This is a genomic window from Endozoicomonas sp. Z74 (genome assembly GCF_057680865.1).
In genome coordinates this window covers 24,230-42,242 of record NZ_JBLYZI010000017.1, presented here as the reverse complement: position 1 = coordinate 42,242, position 18,013 = coordinate 24,230, and the positions used below count along the sequence as shown (strand labels likewise).

The following is an 18,013-nucleotide window of genomic DNA, read 5'->3' as shown; positions in this document are numbered from 1 at the left end:
TTGTGGTGAACTGACCGGCTCACTCCGGGTCAGATAAAATGATCCAGCAACCGCCCTCCCTGGATCTGGAAAAGCAGTGAACCCGGAATAAAATACCGGGCTTCTTCCCCCCAATCGGCGAACGCAGGGGTTTCTGAAGACGCCTCAGCCAGGGAAGTATTCTGCCCTTCTGAATGCCGCTGCTGTTGTTCTGCCTGAACATTGACGGACAGCCCGTCGAGGGACATTCCCTGCTCTGCAAGTGCCTGGCGAAGCCGGTCGCCATGGGTTATCAGCAGGTCCCTGGCGCCATTAGAGGATGCCGTTGCCTGAAGGCTCAGGGACTCCCCTTCAACCGTCAAAGACAGGGTCAGCCTGCCAAGCTCTGGCGGGTCAAGACGAATCTCAATACTGGACTCGCCCCGGCTGACCATCTGGATCAGCTTTTGCCCCAGACGAATCACCGGGGCCTCTGCCGTAAATGCGAACGGTCGTGGTATCACCTCAGGCCCCTTGTCAGGGCTGATGCTGACCAGGGGGGTCTGCAGGGAATGAGGGGAAGGAAGCGGATGCCCGGTGGCCATCGGCTGACTGTTTGCCGACTGCAGGTTGGTAATAACAGAACTTAAGGAAGGGGTTGCTGGTTCTGTGAGGGCCCTCAGCTGGGCACCTTCTTTGAACTCCAGCGGAATACCTCCTTGATTAACCAGGCTGGCCCTCGCTTCCTGACCCCCTTCAACCCCTGTTCTTCTTTCCCCAATGGCATTGGGTGCATCAGGGGATATCAAACTGTCAGGCAACCTCTGCCCTGTCTGCCCCCCCTTGATCACAGCTGCAGCCTGACCTGACTCCAGGCTCCCGACATTGCGGAGAGAGATCTGAGGGTCGATTCCAGTTCCCTCGGCCCGGTTCTTTGTATCTGGCTGGACAAGAGACGCTTGCTGCCCGGACTCTGTTCCAGCCCAGGCACGATCAGGAGAAAGGTGAGTCGGCGTACTCTGTTGATGCCCCTGAGCTGTAGGCAACTCTTTTGGTAAAAGCGGGTTTGGTACAAGAGAGGAGAGTAACCACTCACTTTCAAGGTCTGACGCAGGATTTCCTTCAACAGAGTTTTCAGGCAACGGGGGCAAACCTTCTGACTCCGGGGAATAAACCGGCCCCTGCGGTTCTGTTCTTACAGGCTCTATAGAAGGTGGCTCAATAAGGAAATCTTTTCTGGCCGTCCGATCGTATTGCCTGGCAAACATCTCAGAAAACAAAGGAGCTTTCAGGTCACCCGCAACAGGCACTTCCCCATTGGCTAAACCGGGCTGCTGGAACACCGGCCCAGCACCGGGAACCACCGTCTCCAGCCCCGTTATTTCCATTATTCGCCCTGCAGGCCGTCAGTCATCTGGTAGGTGTATACCGCCTGCTCCCGCCGGTGCTGGGTTTGCAGCGCTCTCTGGCAGTCCGCTTTGTGGTCATTACAAACCTGGATAAAGTGATCGAACCGCTTTTTCAGACGTCCCAGACAGGCCTGTACCCCTGGATGATCCAGCTGGCTCTGATCAAGACGAGCAAGAAAAGCCTGCATTTCATCATTCACCGCTTCCATGGTCTGCCACGACTGCTTTTCCAGGGCTTCATCCAGGAAGCACATCAGCTCTTCCAACTGTTCCACCACCCACTGTCCGGATCGGGCGGTATGTTTCCCGCTCTGGGCATTTAAGTCTTTCTTTGCGCCTTCCATGGGTGCTCCCAGCCGTTATCAATCACTGCCTTATTTGTTTGAGAAAGAGGATCACCCACCGGCAACAGAAGCTGCGCCAACAGAGTTACCCTCAGTGTTCGAGGAAATCATCGCCTGCCAGCCTTCCTGGACTTCGCGCATCAACTGCGCCACTTCATCTAGGGCCGTAATATCATTTCCGGCATGGGCGTCCGTCAAACGCTTCATGCAGTACTGATACAGTGCCTGCAGATTGCCCGCCAGCTCTCCCCCTTTCTCATGATCCAGGGACTGCTCCAGAACCGTCAGGATATCGATGGCAAGATTGATGCGGTCCGCCTTTTTCGGGATATCCTTCATTTCAATAAACCGGCGGGCCTTGGCCAGGGCATCCATTAACTTGGTGAACAGCGTCGCCACCAGCTGCTCTGGCCTGGCCACTTCGACACTGGCTTTTTCCTGTTGCTGATAGGCGTTGATGCCTTTGGATCTCATCGTCCTTCCATGCCTCCGGTGTTTGATTATGAGTTGCCGTTATTGAGATTCAGGTTATTGGTCAGCCATTGACTGGTATTGCTCAGGGAAGCCAGCAGGTTTTCCATGGCCAGAAACTGACTCTGGTAATAACTTCGAACCCGCTCAAGCCGCAATTCCAGGTCAGCACGGTCATCGCCTATCTCACTGAGTGCGTCATTAATGCGGCTTTCTCTATTGGCCAGGCTGCCATCGGTTCCCAGGTAATTGCCCAGAATCTGCTCCATGCCTGCCAGCAGGCCCGAGTCTCCCGCCAGAACCTCGGCCAGCTCATCAAAATTATTGGTTAATGCCTCTTCCAGCCGGGTGCTGTCCATGGACAAGGTGCCGGTCTGGGTGGTTTTCAGGCCAATGTCTCCCAGCGTTCTGAAAGGGTCTCCGGCCTCACCGAACAATGTGCTGAACGCTCTTCTCAACTGATTTTCGAGAATTCTTGACTGGGCATCGCCATTGAGGGGGCCTGCGGTTTCACCATTAAAATCAGTCAACTCATCAAAGGTGGATTTGAGCGTATTCCAGGCATCCACAAAGGCCTGAATGGATGTTTTCACCGATTCTTTATCCAGTGAAACTTCCAGGGTCTGGGGATCGCTGGAAGTTGCTTTCAATTCCAGGGTGATGCCGTCCACCAGATTCTCCAGGGTGTTATCCGGTGATGTAATGGTGATCCCGGAGGCGCCAGAACCAAAACGGACACTGGCATCCCGGGCAGGCTGAAGCTCTACCAGTGCCCCCAGGGTGGCAGAACCGCCGGAAAGACCGCTGAAATCCGCAGTAATGGCATAGTCCGCGCCACTTTCCCGGCTGGTCAGCATCAGTCTCTGGTCATTGCCGTCATTGACAATAACCGCCTGCACCCCTGCATTATCAGTGGCCCCATTAATAGCATCCCTGAGATCGGTCAGGCTGTCTGAACCGGCAGCCAGGGTGATGAAAAAGGATTCACCATTCACGGTAAACGTGGCCGTTCCTGTTCCCAACGTACTTCCTGTATTGATGGGATCAGAGACCAGCTGATGGCGGCTGGCCAGCTGATCCACATAAAAGGTGTAGCTGCCTTCAGCGGCACTGCTGGTGACTGTGGCAGACAGAACGGATTCATTACTCAAGGAGTAAGCTCTGGGGCTCAGGCCATTGACACTGTTCAGGCTGTCTACCTGCTTCTGGAAGGATTCCAGCGCCGCCTTCAGCTTTCCCACCGCCGACAGCTCAACGTTATAAGCCTGCTCACTGCGGTTCAACCGTGCTTCCGCAGGTGCTTTCTCGGCATTGACCAGAGCATCCACCATGCTATTCACATCCAGCCCGGAATAAATGCCGTTAACACTGAACATAATCAGCCCCTGATTAAACGATTGCTGGCTTGGTATCGGCCGGGGGATTCAAAACATAACCGGGAAACGATCGGGTTAATGAGGTGGCGCTTTACAGGGGGGGAGGGCTGTGTGCTGTCAAAACATATACTGGCAACCGCTCCACGGTTTTAGCATCCTGCGTCACTTTTATGCCCTATGGGTACTAACTCCCACATCCTTGTGGTCGGACGTTGCCAGCATACCGTTCATCCATGAACATAAAACGGGAGCAATGCTCCCGTTTTGGGTACTCATCCTGAAAACGCGGATCTTAACGAAGCAGCGACAGGATATTCTGGGGAATGGCGTTGGCCTGGGCCAGAACAGCGGTACCTGCCTGCTGCATCACCTGAAACTTACTCAGGTTGGCGGTTTCAGCGGCAAAGTCCGTATCCATGACACGGCTGCGGGAAGCCGTCAGGTTTTCGCGGATATTGGACAGGTTATTGATGGTTGAACTCAGACGGTTCTGGGCAGCACCCAGTTTCGCCCGTTCAGTGTCCACCAGCTGCAGGGCGGTATCCACAGTCCCCATGGCGGTGGCAGCATTGGCGTTAGTGGTAATATCACCACCCGCTGCAGCGGCAGAAATATCAGCAATAGCAATGCTGATGTTATTGGTAGCACCGTCCTTATAGTCAACGGCAATAGAGAACGTCGTTCCGCCGTTGAGCAGCACCTGATTGTTGAACTCGGTGGTGGTGGCGATCCGGGTAATTTCAGTGTTCAGGGCCTGATACTCTGCATCCAGGGCAGCCAGGTCACTGGCACCGTAGGTACCGTTAGAGGCCTGCATGGCCAGCTCACGCATTCTCAGCAGTGCGCTGGTCATTTCTTCCATGGCACCTTCTGCCGTCTGGGCCAGGGAAATCCCGTCATTGGCATTACGCACAGCAGCAGCCAGGCCACCGATCTGGGCGCTCATGCGGTTGGCGATCTGCAGGCCAGCGGCGTCATCCTTGGCACTGTTGATACGCAGGCCGGAAGACAGGCGCTGCATGGAAGTCTGCAGTCCCCCTTCAGTACGCATCAACTGGCGCTGAGCGTTCATTGAAAAAATATTGGTGTTTACTGTCATTGCCATTGTTTACTCTCCATCCATGGATTTTTAGTCATTGTTCAGCCTGGGCGTTTGTTATTAATAGGCTTGCACGAAGCTGATCCCCACTATTCGGAGGCCTTAACCCTTCTCTTAAATGAAATAAGGACTTTTTTCAGTCGTTTTTAGATTAAAAAAATGATTTTATATATCTAAACTCGTCATCATTGATGAACATACCGCGAATCGAGGAAATCACCATGACACCGGAAGTTGTGGCCGACCTTTTTCGAGATGCCCTGACCCTGATAGTCCTGATGGTCTCGGTGATCATTCTGCCCGGCATGCTGATAGGGCTGTTGATCAGCACCCTTCAGGCCGCCACCCAGATCAACGAGCAGACCCTGAGTTTCCTGCCCCGTCTGCTGGCCACGTTAGTGACCATTGGTCTGGCCGGGCACTGGCTGATCCAGCAGTTTATGGATCTGTTTATCCGCCTTTATCAAACCATCCCTGAGCTGCTGTCTTGATGGTGGGGTTTACCTTCAGTGAGCTGACCGGCTGGATAGGCCAATACCTCTGGCCCCTGTTTCGTATCGCCGCGCTGTTTATGACCATGCCCATGATCAGCAGTCAGGTGGTTGCCCCCCGTATCCGACTGCTGCTGGCCATCGCCATTACCCTGGTGATCGCCCCTCTGCTGCCTGCAGCGCCCTCAGTAGAACCGATCTCCACAACGGCGCTGTTGATCACCCTGCAGCAACTGGCCATCGGGTTTGCCATGGGGCTGGTTCTGCAAATTTACTTCGCCATTTTTACTTCCGCCGGACAGTTTATCTCCATGCAGATGGGGCTCGGTATGTCAGTGATGGTGGATCCCATTAACGGGGTTCAGATTCCGGTGATCAGCCAGGTGTTTCAATTATTAAGCTTCCTGATGTTTCTGGCAGTAGATGGGCACCTTGTGGTGATCTCGGTGCTTACAGACAGTTTCACAACACTGCCCATTGCCCCCTTCAGTCTCTCGCAGCTTGATATCGGGCAACTGCCCGGACTGGGCAGCTGGCTTTTTGCCAGTGCCCTGTTGATGGTCATTCCCGCCATTATCTCCCTGTTGATCGTCAGTTTTACCTTTGGCGTCATGAACCGCTCAGCGCCCCAGTTCAATATTTTCAGCCTGGGCTTTCCCCTGACCATGCTGGGGGGCCTGGTGATTCTGATGCTGATCAGCACCCGCTTTTCCGGCATTTTTGTGGAAATGACCCAGTCCGGCCTGGATCACCTCAGAACCCTGGTGCTTTAAGGAGAGCTGACCGTGGCGGAAGAACAACAGCACCAGGAAGAACGTACCGAAGAGGCATCGGAACGGAAAATCCAGAAAAGCCGGGAAGAAGGGCAGGTCCCCCGCTCCCGGGAGCTGGTCACCACTGCGTTAATCGGCGGCACTTTGCTGGCCTTCTGGCTCAGTGGCCCCATGGCCGGCGGCCAGCTGCAAGCCATTATGAAAAGCAGCTTTCAATTTGATAAAGAGGTATTGCGCCAGGAGGGCTGGCTGCAGACACACCTGATCAACAGTTTCGGAGCAGGATTCTCCGGGCTGCTGCCTTTTTTCCTGCTGATCACTCTGGTCACGTTAATGGCTTCCATCGCCCTGGGTGGCTGGCTGTTTTCCAATAAGCTGCTGAAAGTAAAAAGCGAACGCATCAGCCCCATCAAGGGCATTCAGCGGATGTTCTCCATTCGATCATTGATGGAGGTCGTCAAATCCATTGCCAAGCTGGGCCTGCTGGCTTTTTCCCTGTGGCTTACCGCCCAGTGGTTTTTCCAGGATTTGATGATTCTCAACCGGCTCCCGATCACTGCCTCTATTTATATGGGGCTGAACTACCTGATCAAGGCCGTTGCCGTAATGACTCTGGCCCTGGTGATCATCTGCCTGGTGGATGTGCCTTTCCAGAAATGGAGCCACTTCCGCAAACTGCGCATGACACACAAGGAAATGCGTGATGAAATAAAAGAATCCGAGGGCCAACCGGAAGTCCGCTCCCGGCTGCGGGAAAAACAACAGGAGATTGCCGGGCGCCGTATGATGCAGGCGGTGCCGAAAGCGGACATCATTATCACCAACCCCACTCATTTTGCCGTTGCCATCCGTTATGACCTGAGTCGGGCCAGGGCCCCTTATCTGGTGGCCAAGGGGGTAGACCAGACCGCCCTGAGAATCTGCGCCATTGCCCGGGAATACAACCGTCCGGTGGTGCAGTCACCGGTTCTGGCCAGAGTCGTTTATCACACCACCGGCCTGAACCAGGAAATTGCCGACGAGCTCTATATGGCAGTGGCTCAGGTACTGGCCTATGTGAAGCATCTAGAAGAGTTTCAGGCGGGTCGGCGGGCCATACGACCGGACTGGCCAGATGTGGAAGTTCCGGCGGACTTCCAGGCCCGGTGGGACAAAAAAGCTTTATAAAGCACGGTAGGGAAAACAGACAATGATCAGGGAAGCTCAACGTCTGCTTGGCAGTCTGACACAACAGACCTCACTCCGAACCAGCGGCTTTCGCCTGGGCATTCCCATTCTGGTGCTGATGACCCTGGCGATGGTCACGCTGCCCATGCCGCCTTTTATGCTGGATGTGTTTTTCACCTTCAACATCGCCCTTTCGCTGCTGATTCTGCTGGTCAGCGTCTACTCCCTCAAGCCTCTGGATTTTGCGGTATTCCCCACCATTTTGCTGGTGTCCACCCTGCTCCGGCTGGCGCTCAACGTCGCCTCCACCCGTGTTGTTCTGCTTAACGGGCATACAGGCAGTGATGCAGCCGGAAGAGTCATACAGTCTTTTGGTGAGGTGGTGATCGGTAACAACTATGTAGTGGGCCTTGTGGTGTTTTTTATTCTGGTAATCATCAACTTTGTGGTGGTTACCAAGGGCGCCGGACGAATCTCCGAAGTCACCGCCCGCTTCACTCTGGATGCCCTGCCCGGCAAACAGATGGCCATCGACGCCGACCTGAATGCCGGCATCATCGACCAGAAGCAGGCCCATGAACGCCGGGACAGTGTTCGCCGGGAAGCGGACTTCTACGGCTCCATGGACGGTGCCAGCAAGTTTGTCCGGGGGGATGCCGTTGCGGGCCTGCTGATCCTCGCCATCAATATTATTGGTGGCATGCTGATTGGCACTCTGGGACAGGGACTTTCTGCATCAGAAGCCTTTGCCGTCTATTCACTGCTGACCATTGGTGATGGCCTGGTGGCCCAGATTCCATCACTGCTGCTCTCCACATCAGCGGCCATGATGGTGACCCGGGTGTCCGAGTCGGCGGACATGGGGAATCAGGTGTCCGAGCAGATGCTCTCCTCCCCCAAGGCGATGATCCTGACCGGTCTGATCCTGGTGATTATGGGACTGGTGCCCGGTATGCCCCATGTGCCCTTTATCAGCCTGGGAGTGATGGTCTTTCTGCTGGTCTGGTGGATCAGCAAACGACAACCTGCAGATGATTCCCGGGAACAGAATGATGAAAGTCAGCCCCAGGGACCTGACGCTCCATGGTCCTGGGGAGATATCCCCCCGGTGGACATCCTGAGAATGGAGCTGGGCTTTCGACTGATCGCCCTGGCCGATGAGAAACAGGGCGGGCAACTGCTGAACCAGATCAAGGGCATCCGCAAAAGCCAGTCCCGCCAGTTGGGCTTCCTGATCCCCAGTGTCCATATCAAGGACAACCTGAGCCTGAAGCCCGACAGCTACGCCATCGAATTAAAAGGTGTGGTGGTGGCAGAAGGACAGGTGGACCCCACGAAACTGCTGGCCATCAACCCAGGCGAAGTGTTTGGTGAGTTGAACGGCATCCCCACCAAAGACCCCGCCTACCAGCTGGACGCCACCTGGGTCGAAGCCAATGAACGGGAACATGCGGTTGGCCTGGGGTACACCGTGGTGGATCCCGCCAGCGTCATTGCCACTCACCTGAATAAAGTGGTGGATGAACACGCCAGTGAGTTGCTGGGTCATGATGAGGTAGAGCAGCTTGTGGATAAACTCCGCCACTATTCACCGAAGCTGGCCGATGAGCTGATTCCCAAAAAGATCTCCATGAGCGTGTTTTCCAGAGTGCTCCGGGAGCTGCTGCTGGAAGAAGTCCCCCTGAGCGATATCCGGACCATTGGTTCAACCCTGCTGGAAGCATCGGAAAACCAGAAAGAAACCTGGCAACTGACCTCAGAAGTCCGGGTGGCTTTGCGTCGCAGCATCATTCAGAACCTGGTGGGCAGCCAGAGTGAAATCCCCGCCGTCACTATGAGCCCCGAGCTGGAGCAGATCATAATGCAAAGCTTCCAGCAGGCCCGTCAGGGCAATAACTTTTCCCCGGACTCCCTGCCCCTGGAGCCCGGTGTCGCGGAACAGCTGCAGACCCAGTTACCGGAGATGGCCAGCAAACTGACCGCCGAAGGCAAGCCTCCCATCATGCTGGTCAACGCTTCTCTACGACCGGCCATGGCGCGCTACGCCCGGCTCTGTACCGACAGCATGCATGTATTGTCGTTCAATGAAATTCCCGAGAACAAAGAAGTGGTGGTGGTGGGCAAGGTCGGCTGAGCCGGGCTGTTTGTGTTTACCGCCTGATGGCGGTATCTTGAAGAAATCCCATTGCGTCTGCTTGGTCTGGATCATTCCATGGACAGGAAACCCAAATCCACCACCGACGGCCTAAACGCCCAGAGTGAGGTGAAAGTTCAGAAGGTGCATTCCGGTTCGGAGTTCAAGGACCTGGAAACCTATGACCTGACCAATCCGGATTATAAAATCCACGACCTGCTGCCCACCCTTGAGCTGATCAACCAGCGTTTCTCGCAACTGTTCCGCCATGCCATCAGCAGCATTTTCCGGACCAATATTGATGTCCAGTTTGAAACCGTGGACTCCCTGCAAGTGGGGGATTACCTTGCCAGCCAGACGACCCCGGATTTGCAACACATCTACAAATCCACCACGCTGAAATGCTCCGGGTTTATGGCCATGGAGTCGCCCCTGTTGTTCTCGCTTGTGGATATCTTTTTCGGTGGCACGGGGGATACCCGTGTCAATAACCGACAGGAGCTGACCACCGCAGAAATCCGTATTTTCCAGCGCATCCTCAAGGCGGCTGCCGATAAACAGACCGATGCCTGGAGCAGTATTCTTTCCTTTAAAATCCGTCTGGCCGACAGCTATAACAGCCCGATCTCCACCCTGTTCCGTTCGGACACCGAAATCATTCTGCTCAGCCAGTTCACCCTGCAGCTGGGTGGGCATACCAGCCGCTTTCACATTGTTATGCCCTATCAGGCACTGGAGCCCGTCCGGGAAAAGCTGCAGGCCTTTAAAGTGGCGGAACAGGACCCCCAGTGGCAAAGGAATATGTTGCTGGGCCTGATGCAGGCGCCTCTGGAGCTGTCTTCCCGGCTCTGCAGCCTTGACCTGAGCCTGCGTGATGTCCTTCGCCTGCAGCCCGGGCAGATTATCCAGGTGGACATTCCCCCCCACGTCACCGTGAAAGTGGCAGGGATCCCCAGTTTCAAGGCGGATGTCTGCACCGTTCAGAATGCCCTGGCCATGAAGATCGTCAAAAAGCTTCACGGTGAACACACTGAGGAATCAGAGGTCTACGAACCCGAGGAGAAGGAAATCCATGAGTGATGACAAGGACAGAGAAGGCAATGGCTTTCAACCGGACCAGCCAGATATTCCTGGAGAGGTTAGCTTTCAGGACTCCCTTCAACCAGAACAGTCTGAGAAAGAAGACGACCATACCAATCTGCCCCAGACCGTAAACGACCTTGGAATGATACTGGATATTCCAGTGACGCTGACTCTGGAACTGGGCAGCACCAAAATCAATATTGGTGATCTGATGCGGCTGAATAAAGGCTCCATTGTTGAGCTGGAAAAAGAAGCCTCGGAACCCCTGGAAGTCATGGTCAATGGCACCCTGATCGCCTACGCCGAAGTGGTGGTGATACACGACAAGTATGGCATTCGCTTTCTGGACGTCATCAGTGAATCGGAGCGGCTGAAAAAGCTGGCCTGACCGGATATGGCTTTTCTCCCATGCCTCCTGTGGACAGCCAGGCTGGTAGCACCTTTGCTGTTACTGAGCGTCATTTTGGCACCGGCACAGGCCATGGCCGAACAGGGCCTCCCCTTACTGACGGTCACCGCCGACGGGGGTTCCCAGGAGTACAGTGCCAGCCTGCAGATTCTGATTCTGCTCACCGCCCTGAGTTTTATTCCGGCGGCACTGCTGATGATGACCTCTTTTACCCGGATCATCATTGTCCTGGCCATTCTTCGCCAGGCCCTGGGTCTTCAACAGACGCCCCCCAACCAGGTCCTGCTGGGCATCACCCTGGCCCTGACCCTGCTGATTATGTCACCTTTGTATGAAACCGTTTATGTCCAGGCCATCACCCCTTACCTGGACGACAAAGCGACACTGCTGGAGGCCCTTAAACAGGCCAGTGTACCGGTGAAAAACTTTATGCTTCGCCAGACCCGGGATACCGACCTGGAGCTGTTTTATCAGATCGCCAATACACCGGTTCCCGCCAGCCTGTCGGACACACCCTTAACCATCGCCATTCCTGCCTTTGTTACCAGCGAATTGAAAACTGCCTTCCAGATCGGCTTTATCATCTACATTCCCTTTCTGGTCATTGACCTGGTGGTGGCCAGCGTACTGATGGCCATGGGAATGATCATGCTTTCCCCCCAGATGATCTCCCTGCCGTTCAAACTGATGCTGTTCGTTCTGGTGGACGGCTGGGCCATGATGATGGGAACCCTGGCTTCAAGCTTCTTCTAGGGGCTGTTGGCGTTTCATTATCGAACTCAGCATTTTCGGGAGCGTCTGTAGCAAGGCGCAGCGTTGCAGGAAAGCCGACTGCTTTTCAAAACGCTGTAACACAGCTACAGGCGCTCCCGGCAATGCCCTTCGGGTGGCTGAAAAAGCCCCATCCACTGTGTCAGGCTTACTCAATGTAGAACAACTACAATTTTCGCAAGCCTTCCTTGTGACTGAGGGCTTTTTCAGCCACTGAGTCGGATCATGAAACATCAACAGCCCCTAATATCTCCCGCTCAATCATCTCTGCTTTTTCCCGGAAAAACCGCATCCTGGCATAGAGTTTCAGAATTTCATCATGGGAGCGGCAGGCCTGATCCTGTTCAAGATCTGACCATTGAGGAACAGGAAGGTTTTTCAGATCCCGGCTGTGGATAAACGGGACACTGCCATCGGTGCAGATGCTGGCAATCAATTTCTGCCCTGTTTCCGACTTCAGGAACCGGAATAACACCACCGGGCTTTTCAGGGGATTACCCGGCTTTTGTCGTAAAATAACAAAGGCCTGTCCCGCCACCCAGTTACTGCCACAGATCTCCGGTACCACCGCCAGCTTTCCTGCCTGCCCCTTGATCACCAGCAGGATATCCCCGGCCTGCAACCGTTGAGCCTCTGCCCGTTTCAGCCCGGCTCCGGCGATATGCACTGAACGACAAGGGTTATCCACCTGTCCGGCTTCATTGATGTCACTCACTGTCACTTCCATAAACGTCCGGCCTTGATCAGGCGAATCACTGGCGGCGCCTTTAATCGCCTGGGCACGAATAATATCGAAACCGGACGACAGAGGTTTGCATGGATGGGAGGACAGCCCAACGATCAGGGAACGGTTCACCCCAAGATAAGCCCCAGGATCCATCAGAATGTTGTTTTCACCGGCCTGATCCGGGGCCAGAAATATCTCTTTTTTGACCCGATAGCTGACCCGGGTGTTGGACAGCTCCTGATACTGCTCCAGGATCACCTCCGGATGATTCAGCCTGGTTTTTGCTCCCCCCCGTTTTTTCAGGGGGATGGCCCGGAAATACTCGGAATCGGCATTGATCAGCCGCAGCGAGTCCGAAGCCTCAGCCCGAAATACCAGCAGATACAGAGGTTGAGCCCGGCCCGGTAGCAACCCGGAGGGCAGGCGGATGATCCCTTCCAGACGACCGTCGTCGATCAGCTGCCGCCGGAAAGCGGTGTGCATCCGGGTGTTTTTCTGGAGAAAGGCACTGGGCAGCGCCAGAACAAAATCCCCCCGGCATTGCTTCAGCATATGCTGGACCAGCAGCATTTCCCGCTGACGGAGCGCCGGATCAAAACGCCCATAGAGATCCCGCACGTCATTCACTTTATAACGATGATCCCGGAGCAACACGCCAATGCCCCGGTTAAAAGGCTTCAGGCGGCCCTGACTCAGAAAAGACGGGTTCTCCACCGGATCACCTGCTGCCAGGTGAAGATCGTCGCTTATCAAAGAGCAGATGGCACTCAGGGGATCAGGCTCCGGATATTCACAGTAAACCTCTCCACCCGAAGCCGTAATTTCTGTCGCCAGGGAATAGCTGGACTTCCCGGGAAGGTAAACCGGCTCTTTCCCCTGAATAGAAAGCAGCCCCAGGATAACGGACTGCACCTCCGCCGGTAGCCTCTCTCCACGCTGCTCCCCATAAGCGTGCCGCTTCAGTTCCAGTGCTGCCGGAAGCTCAGAGTAGTGCAATAGGCGGTGCCTTCTGGCCGTGGCAATGGATTCCATCAACCGTTCAATCTCACCGCCGGGGATTTCAGCCATGGCCCTGGAGTGGCCAGACCAGGCCAGCTGCCAGAGAGCTTCCCCTCTGAAAGCCTGGATAGCCTGAAAACGTTGTTGCAACAGTGAGGAACTGACGGCTCCACCGCCCATTTCAATACCGGAGCCAAAACCTTGGCCAAACTTCAGAGACTCATTCAGCAGCCCGGTATCACTCAGGTAACTCCAGGCCAGCATCTGCCCGGTCAGTAACAGGTAACGGTCATACCAGCTCTGCTTTTGCAGGTTGTCCGGAATCAGGGCGTTAACGATCTCCTTTCCCATTGTGCCTCCTGGCATTTCCCATGGGTTGCCCACGGGTTGAAGGGTAGTGTTATAAAAGTCTTTAATTTCCCGCTGACGGCATTAATCAACCACGAATATCATTAATCATCCGCTGATTCAAAAATTTTATAAAAAAACAGTCAGTCAGCGTCTGATTAACACAGTCTGGTGTTGATTAGCAGAAGACATTGCTTGCACCAGAGGAACACGCAGCCTGACTGGCCAAAAGGTTGAATAAAGTGGTCAATATTACCCGGTCGCTTCCCATTTTAGAGTCTATGCTTGAGGAGCGATTCGCTGGCGGAGTCACAGAGTCGTCCTGAAAAACATCGAATGAGGTTACCTTTTTTATGTCGAGTGTTGCTGAGAAAAACCTTGAAGCCCGCGTCTGTGATCTTGAGATGAAGATGACAGAAGTCTGTAAAGCCATTGGCCCTGGAACCCGCAAAGAGCGTGAGGCGCAGTCCAAGCGGACCAATGACTTCCTGGAGCTGATCATTGCCGAGCAGCAGCGTATGGCGTCGCAACAGGAAGTGCTGACCAATGATGTAGCCGAGATCAAAGTCGTAGTTAAAGACCTGGCCCAAAAACAGATAAAGAGCCTCTTTCAGACGGAGCAGCTTCTCACCCGCCAGGATCAGACCGAACACCGCGTAGCCATTGTTGAACGAGATATCGGAGCAGTAAAAACAGATATAGATCAGGTAAAAACAGATATGGATCAGGCCAAATCCGAAATAACCGATATCAAAGAGATTCAAAAACAGATTCTGGCCAGACTGGGCTAAAAGCCACCAGTGGCAGGGAAGCCCTGGCCCATAAATTTCAAACTCCCGCTAAAACAAAGCCTGCACCTTCCCCCTGGCAATCACCCGGGCATCAATCACCTTTCCTGACGACCGGTTGCGGACCCGGATACTTTCTTCAAACTCCCCGCTTTCCATGGCCACTCCAGCCACAGACACCTGCAGCCCCTTTTCCCCCGCCTGAATGGTAACACTGTCGCCCTTTCTAACCAGATACTCCGGGGCCAGATAACCGATATTCAGTAATTTCCCCGCCTTGACCGAGCGTTTCAGCTGGCGCCCAAGCAAGGGTTCAAACTCAGTCAGATAATTGCCCCGCAACTGATTCCATGGGGTCTCCACCTTTTTCAGGTCGGATCGCCCCAGCCTCTGCCCCCGGGCAAGATGGCCACTGCTGAACACCACGGGAACCCACACATCAACCTCCACCAACCGGTAACTGCGCCAGGTACCGGGGCACTCAACATTCACCCTGACAGAGCCTACCGGAGGTCGGCCATTACCCAGGCGGGATAAAGTCAGAGGGACATTGCAGGCAGATAATGCTTTGGTGGCAGGGCGCACAGACAGTTGATACCGGGCATCCGGCAGGGTTTCCAGAAATGCCTGAACTTCGTTCCGGACAAACTCTGACGCCTGACGGTCAATCTGCGGCGTTAACGTGCTCTGGGAGTCACCAGCCCTCGACATCGGGCTGGATAAAAAAAGAACCACCAACAGGGGCAGGCCCCTGGCCAGAAAAAACCGGCTGAATGACATATTGGCTTCCCTGCAAAATTCATTCAGCCTTCAGGCTATCACAAGGATGAGAGTTCCGTCGCCTGTATATAAGGCAAGAATGAAAAGGCAGGAGTAAAGACAAAGAAAACGATTAATCGCTATGAATCACCAGAGCTTCTTCAAACTCCTGCTGTCCATTGCGGGCCTCAATATCAGCGACTTTTTGCACTTCCCGGGTCAACAGGTGCTCAACACCCTGGCGGGTCAGTTGCTTTTGTTGGAGAGAGTGAGCCAGCGTTTCCAGCTGCTTCTGGTGCTCCTGAATCCGCTGGTCTACCAGCTGTGAAATCTGATTCAGAAGGGCCGAGAAATCATTGCGATTCCAGCAGGCCAGCGCTCCGGTTCGTTTACCCAGTTCCGTGTCACAACGACGGCTGGAATCATCCAGCAAGGATTGTTTCTGTTTAAGATCTGCCAACTGCCTTTCCAGCGCCGCTATTTCTTTTTGCAGTGCCTGTTGCTGTTTTTCCAGGGATTTTCCAGCTTTATTCAACAGACCTTGCTTCATGACCCACTCTCCACGGTCTGGAGCCGCTCTTCCGGTTGCCAGAGCGACTCAAGCTGCTGAATGCTATGGAGGGAGTCCACCTGTTCGAAACGGCTCTGCTGCAGAAATTGCTCCATCATGGGCCGCTGCTCTATGGCCCGGTCCAACTCCCTGTCAGCCCCTTCCTGATAGGCACCGATCGCCAGCAGTTCACGGAACTCATTGTAACGGGCATGATAACTGCGAAACTGCAGGGCACTGCGCTGGTGCCTCTGTGAAGTCACCTGGGGCATCACCCGGCTGAGGGACTGTTCCAGGTCAATGGCCGGGTAGTGGCCTCTTTCCGCCAGCTCACGGTTCAGGACAATATGGCCATCCAGAATTGAGCGGGCACTGTCCACTACCGGATCCTTCATATCATCCCCATCTGCCAGAACTGTATAAACTGCCGTTACCGAGCCTTTTCCGACACCAGGACCCGCCCGCTCCAGCAACAGGGGTATTTTACTGAATACGGAAGGGGGATAACCCCGTGAAGCAGGAGACTCCCCTGCCGCCAGCGCCACTTCCCGCTGCGCCTGGGCAAAACGGGACAACGAGTCCATCAGCAGCAGCACCGACTTTCCCTGGTCCCGGAAATATTCCGCTATCCGGTGGCAGTAAAGGGCGGCCCGAATGCGCCGGACCGGAGATTCATCCCCCGGAGCCGCCACCACCACCGCTCTGCTTAATCCCTCAGCCCCCAGGGTATGATCCACAAACTCGCGAACTTCCCGGGAACGCTCGCCAATCAGCCCCACCACGGTCACATCGGCCTGGGTGTTACGGGTCATCATGCCCAGCAGTGTGCTTTTTCCCACACCGCTGCCTGCAAACAACCCAATCCTCTGCCCCTGCCCAAGGGTCAACAGGCCATCAATAGCACGAACCCCCACCATCAGAGGCTGATCAACCGCCGTTCGCTGAAGTGGGTTCATAGGAGGCGGAGAAAACGGCACAGTGTCACTCAGGGACAGGGAGCGATCATCCAGGGGATTGCCCAGAGCATCCACCACCCGCCCCAGCAACTCATGGCCCACCGTTAACTGGTGGTTTAGCGGCACAGGGAGGATACGGTTTCCGGCAGAAACGCCTTCAATACGATTGGACAATGACATCAGAAAAAGGCTTTTGTCGTTAAAGCCCACCACCTCGGCTTCTATTTCCTGACCGGAATCCTGCTGAATCCGGCAGAGCTGCCCCACGGGCATTTTCACCCCGGTGGCTTCCAGCAACATTCCCCGGATGGCGGTCACCTTGCCGGACACCCGGGCCACGGGGACCGCTTTCAATCGATCGAACAGGCCATTGGCATCCATCACGATTCCACCACCCCGGCAACGGTTTTCCCGGATGAGTCAGATATCGCTTCAGAACGGGTCCCGGAGCCTTCCATGCTGGAAATAGCGGGCAATGACTCGCGGATAATGTCCAGGCACTCCACCAGCCGCGATTCAAGCCGGGCCTCAGCTTCGGACTCACTGGCCAGTATCCGGCAGTCTCCCGGTGCCAGATCCTCACTGATCACCACCTGCCAGGGAGCGCCAAAGTCCGGCTTCATCTGCTTCAACCATTCCGCATCCTGCTCATTCACATGGATACTGTATTCGCTCTCTTCCGGAATCAATTCCAGGGTTTCCCGGATCACCGTGATAATCTGATCCTGCCGGGTATTGATTTCCCGACGTATAACCTGGCGACAGACTTCCTCAATCAGCTGACCCAGCCATACCGAAAGCTGCTCCCGGTTTTTCAGGGCATGACTCTGAATACTCTCCAACTCACTGGAAAGCTTCTCTGCCATGCCACGATGTTTTTCAGAGAGCTGTTCAGAGGCCTGCTGTGTCTGTTTTGCCGCCTGCTGAATGGCTTCCTCAAACCCCAGGCGCCGCCCTTCCTCATAGCCTTTCTGGTAGCTCTCCTGATAGTTCTCCTGGGTAAGACGCTGCTCTGTGGCCCGGGTAACATCGGGCTTCCTGGCGGGAACAGCAGAACCGGTTACCTCCGGGGTGCCGGGCTGCTGGCTGGAAGCACTCACCTTTTTCTGTTCACTGGCCGTAAGATCAGCAGATCGAACCGGTCGCCCATCGTCCTGAACAGGGGCTTCATGACCTGCTTTTTCATGAACAGGAAACTGGAATCGACGGTAGGCAGCGGTTTCAGGCTGCCAGATTTTTTTTCTGGTTTTCATCAAATCATGCCTGCTGATTGCATCAGGGTCGGATCTCTATCGGCGTATCGGCTTTCCTTCCCGGTCTTATAGGGTGCCTATACCAATCGCACTTTCTAAATCCCCTATTGCGCTGGTTATCTGAGCAAAAATCCTGCGTTGAAGCTCC

At 54.8% G+C, this 18,013-nt stretch carries 18 protein-coding genes; 8 read left to right on the top strand and 10 right to left on the bottom strand.

Annotation, left to right across the window (positions count from 1 at the left end; translation table 11 throughout):
* Positions 1–29: 29 nt before the first annotated feature.
* From ACNRUY_RS07245 to ACNRUY_RS07225, 5 genes are all read right to left on the bottom strand, one after another.
* A complete protein-coding gene (locus tag ACNRUY_RS07245) occupies positions 30–1,346 on the bottom strand; it encodes a flagellar hook-length control protein FliK (protein WP_488110982.1) in 1,317 nt (438 codons plus the stop codon).
* Positions 1,346–1,711: a hypothetical protein gene (locus ACNRUY_RS07240; RefSeq protein ID WP_488110981.1), complete on the bottom strand. Its 366-nt coding sequence runs from the start codon at positions 1,709–1,711 to the stop codon at positions 1,346–1,348. The genes ACNRUY_RS07245 and ACNRUY_RS07240 overlap by 1 nt, the downstream gene beginning before the upstream one ends.
* A 51-nt stretch (positions 1,712–1,762) precedes the next feature.
* Positions 1,763–2,185 carry a flagellar export chaperone FliS gene (gene fliS, locus ACNRUY_RS07235; protein ID WP_488110980.1) on the bottom strand — a complete coding sequence of 141 codons (423 nt, stop codon included), beginning with the start codon at positions 2,183–2,185 and terminating at the stop codon, positions 1,763–1,765.
* A 26-nt stretch (positions 2,186–2,211) separates the two neighbouring features.
* Complete coding sequence (fliD, locus tag ACNRUY_RS07230; RefSeq protein ID WP_488110979.1) at positions 2,212–3,558, bottom strand: flagellar filament capping protein FliD; 1,347 nt, start codon at positions 3,556–3,558, stop codon at positions 2,212–2,214.
* Between the two features lie 292 nt (positions 3,559–3,850).
* Positions 3,851–4,663 carry a flagellin N-terminal helical domain-containing protein gene (locus ACNRUY_RS07225; RefSeq protein WP_488110978.1) on the bottom strand — a complete coding sequence of 271 codons (813 nt, stop codon included), beginning with the start codon at positions 4,661–4,663 and terminating at the stop codon, positions 3,851–3,853.
* Positions 4,664–4,878: 215 nt separating this feature from the next.
* Here ACNRUY_RS07225 and ACNRUY_RS07220 point away from each other — a divergent pair, with 215 nt between their 5' ends.
* The 7 genes from ACNRUY_RS07220 (at position 4,879) to fliP (ending at position 11,467) form a co-directional block, all read left to right on the top strand.
* A complete protein-coding gene (locus tag ACNRUY_RS07220; RefSeq protein WP_488110977.1) occupies positions 4,879–5,148 on the top strand; it encodes a flagellar biosynthetic protein FliQ in 270 nt (89 codons plus the stop codon).
* Positions 5,148–5,921, top strand: coding sequence for a flagellar biosynthetic protein FliR (gene fliR / locus ACNRUY_RS07215; RefSeq protein ID WP_488110976.1), 774 nt, complete (start codon positions 5,148–5,150; stop codon positions 5,919–5,921). Before ACNRUY_RS07220 ends, fliR begins: the two co-directional genes overlap by 1 nt.
* Positions 5,922–5,933: 12 nt before the next feature.
* On the top strand, positions 5,934–7,088 hold the full coding sequence (gene flhB / locus ACNRUY_RS07210) for a flagellar biosynthesis protein FlhB (RefSeq protein ID WP_488110975.1): 1,155 nt from the start codon (positions 5,934–5,936) through the stop codon (positions 7,086–7,088).
* Between the two features lie 22 nt (positions 7,089–7,110).
* Positions 7,111–9,222, top strand: coding sequence for a flagellar biosynthesis protein FlhA (gene flhA, locus ACNRUY_RS07205; protein ID WP_488110974.1), 2,112 nt, complete (start codon positions 7,111–7,113; stop codon positions 9,220–9,222).
* Between the two features lie 78 nt (positions 9,223–9,300).
* The gene (locus ACNRUY_RS07200; RefSeq protein ID WP_488110973.1) at positions 9,301–10,302 is read left to right on the top strand and encodes a flagellar motor switch protein FliM; all 1,002 of its coding nucleotides are present in this window, start codon (positions 9,301–9,303) and stop codon (positions 10,300–10,302) included.
* A complete protein-coding gene (gene fliN / locus ACNRUY_RS07195; RefSeq protein ID WP_488110972.1) occupies positions 10,295–10,693 on the top strand; it encodes a flagellar motor switch protein FliN in 399 nt (132 codons plus the stop codon). The genes ACNRUY_RS07200 and fliN overlap by 8 nt, the downstream gene beginning before the upstream one ends.
* Before the next feature lie 6 nt (positions 10,694–10,699).
* Positions 10,700–11,467 carry a flagellar type III secretion system pore protein FliP gene (gene fliP, locus ACNRUY_RS07190; protein WP_488110971.1) on the top strand — a complete coding sequence of 256 codons (768 nt, stop codon included), beginning with the start codon at positions 10,700–10,702 and terminating at the stop codon, positions 11,465–11,467.
* A gap of 241 nt (positions 11,468–11,708) precedes the next feature.
* On the opposite strand, the gene ACNRUY_RS07185 is transcribed toward fliP, so the two are convergent.
* On the bottom strand, positions 11,709–13,562 hold the full coding sequence (locus ACNRUY_RS07185; protein WP_488110970.1) for a type I restriction-modification system subunit M/S: 1,854 nt from the start codon (positions 13,560–13,562) through the stop codon (positions 11,709–11,711).
* A gap of 350 nt (positions 13,563–13,912) precedes the next feature.
* Here ACNRUY_RS07185 and ACNRUY_RS07180 point away from each other — a divergent pair, with 350 nt between their 5' ends.
* Complete coding sequence (locus tag ACNRUY_RS07180; RefSeq protein ID WP_488110969.1) at positions 13,913–14,350, top strand: hypothetical protein; 438 nt, start codon at positions 13,913–13,915, stop codon at positions 14,348–14,350.
* Between the two features lie 48 nt (positions 14,351–14,398).
* Here the strand turns inward: ACNRUY_RS07180 and flgA are convergent, their stop codons facing one another.
* The 4 genes from flgA to ACNRUY_RS07160 all read right to left on the bottom strand — a co-directional run bounded on the left by flgA (position 14,399) and on the right by ACNRUY_RS07160 (position 17,865).
* Positions 14,399–15,127 carry a flagellar basal body P-ring formation chaperone FlgA gene (gene flgA, locus ACNRUY_RS07175; RefSeq protein WP_488110968.1) on the bottom strand — a complete coding sequence of 243 codons (729 nt, stop codon included), beginning with the start codon at positions 15,125–15,127 and terminating at the stop codon, positions 14,399–14,401.
* A 112-nt stretch (positions 15,128–15,239) separates the two neighbouring features.
* Positions 15,240–15,656, bottom strand: a complete 417-nt coding sequence (locus tag ACNRUY_RS07170; protein ID WP_488110967.1) for a hypothetical protein — start codon at positions 15,654–15,656, stop codon at positions 15,240–15,242.
* Positions 15,653–16,993, bottom strand: coding sequence for a FliI/YscN family ATPase (locus ACNRUY_RS07165; protein ID WP_488110966.1), 1,341 nt, complete (start codon positions 16,991–16,993; stop codon positions 15,653–15,655). Before ACNRUY_RS07165 ends, ACNRUY_RS07170 begins: the two co-directional genes overlap by 4 nt.
* A complete protein-coding gene (locus ACNRUY_RS07160; RefSeq protein WP_488110965.1) occupies positions 16,993–17,865 on the bottom strand; it encodes a FliH/SctL family protein in 873 nt (290 codons plus the stop codon). The genes ACNRUY_RS07165 and ACNRUY_RS07160 overlap by 1 nt, the downstream gene beginning before the upstream one ends.
* Positions 17,866–18,013 lie beyond the last annotated feature (148 nt).

Coding starts and splice junctions, on each gene's coding strand:
- ACNRUY_RS07245 (WP_488110982.1), bottom strand. CDS start 1,346: ATGGAAATAACGGGGCTGGAGACGGTGGTTCCCGGTGCTGGGCCGGTG.
- ACNRUY_RS07240 (WP_488110981.1), bottom strand. CDS start 1,711: ATGGAAGGCGCAAAGAAAGACTTAAATGCCCAGAGCGGGAAACATACC.
- fliS (WP_488110980.1), bottom strand. CDS start 2,185: ATGAGATCCAAAGGCATCAACGCCTATCAGCAACAGGAAAAAGCCAGT.
- fliD (WP_488110979.1), bottom strand. CDS start 3,558: ATGTTCAGTGTTAACGGCATTTATTCCGGGCTGGATGTGAATAGCATG.
- ACNRUY_RS07225 (WP_488110978.1), bottom strand. CDS start 4,663: ATGGCAATGACAGTAAACACCAATATTTTTTCAATGAACGCTCAGCGC.
- ACNRUY_RS07220 (WP_488110977.1), top strand. CDS start 4,879: ATGACACCGGAAGTTGTGGCCGACCTTTTTCGAGATGCCCTGACCCTG.
- fliR (WP_488110976.1), top strand. CDS start 5,148: ATGGTGGGGTTTACCTTCAGTGAGCTGACCGGCTGGATAGGCCAATAC.
- flhA (WP_488110974.1), top strand. CDS start 7,111: ATGATCAGGGAAGCTCAACGTCTGCTTGGCAGTCTGACACAACAGACC.
- ACNRUY_RS07200 (WP_488110973.1), top strand. CDS start 9,301: ATGGACAGGAAACCCAAATCCACCACCGACGGCCTAAACGCCCAGAGT.
- fliN (WP_488110972.1), top strand. CDS start 10,295: ATGAGTGATGACAAGGACAGAGAAGGCAATGGCTTTCAACCGGACCAG.
- fliP (WP_488110971.1), top strand. CDS start 10,700: ATGGCTTTTCTCCCATGCCTCCTGTGGACAGCCAGGCTGGTAGCACCT.
- ACNRUY_RS07185 (WP_488110970.1), bottom strand. CDS start 13,562: ATGGGAAAGGAGATCGTTAACGCCCTGATTCCGGACAACCTGCAAAAG.
- ACNRUY_RS07180 (WP_488110969.1), top strand. CDS start 13,913: ATGTCGAGTGTTGCTGAGAAAAACCTTGAAGCCCGCGTCTGTGATCTT.
- flgA (WP_488110968.1), bottom strand. CDS start 15,127: ATGTCATTCAGCCGGTTTTTTCTGGCCAGGGGCCTGCCCCTGTTGGTG.
- ACNRUY_RS07170 (WP_488110967.1), bottom strand. CDS start 15,656: ATGAAGCAAGGTCTGTTGAATAAAGCTGGAAAATCCCTGGAAAAACAG.
- ACNRUY_RS07165 (WP_488110966.1), bottom strand. CDS start 16,993: ATGGATGCCAATGGCCTGTTCGATCGATTGAAAGCGGTCCCCGTGGCC.
- ACNRUY_RS07160 (WP_488110965.1), bottom strand. CDS start 17,865: ATGAAAACCAGAAAAAAAATCTGGCAGCCTGAAACCGCTGCCTACCGT.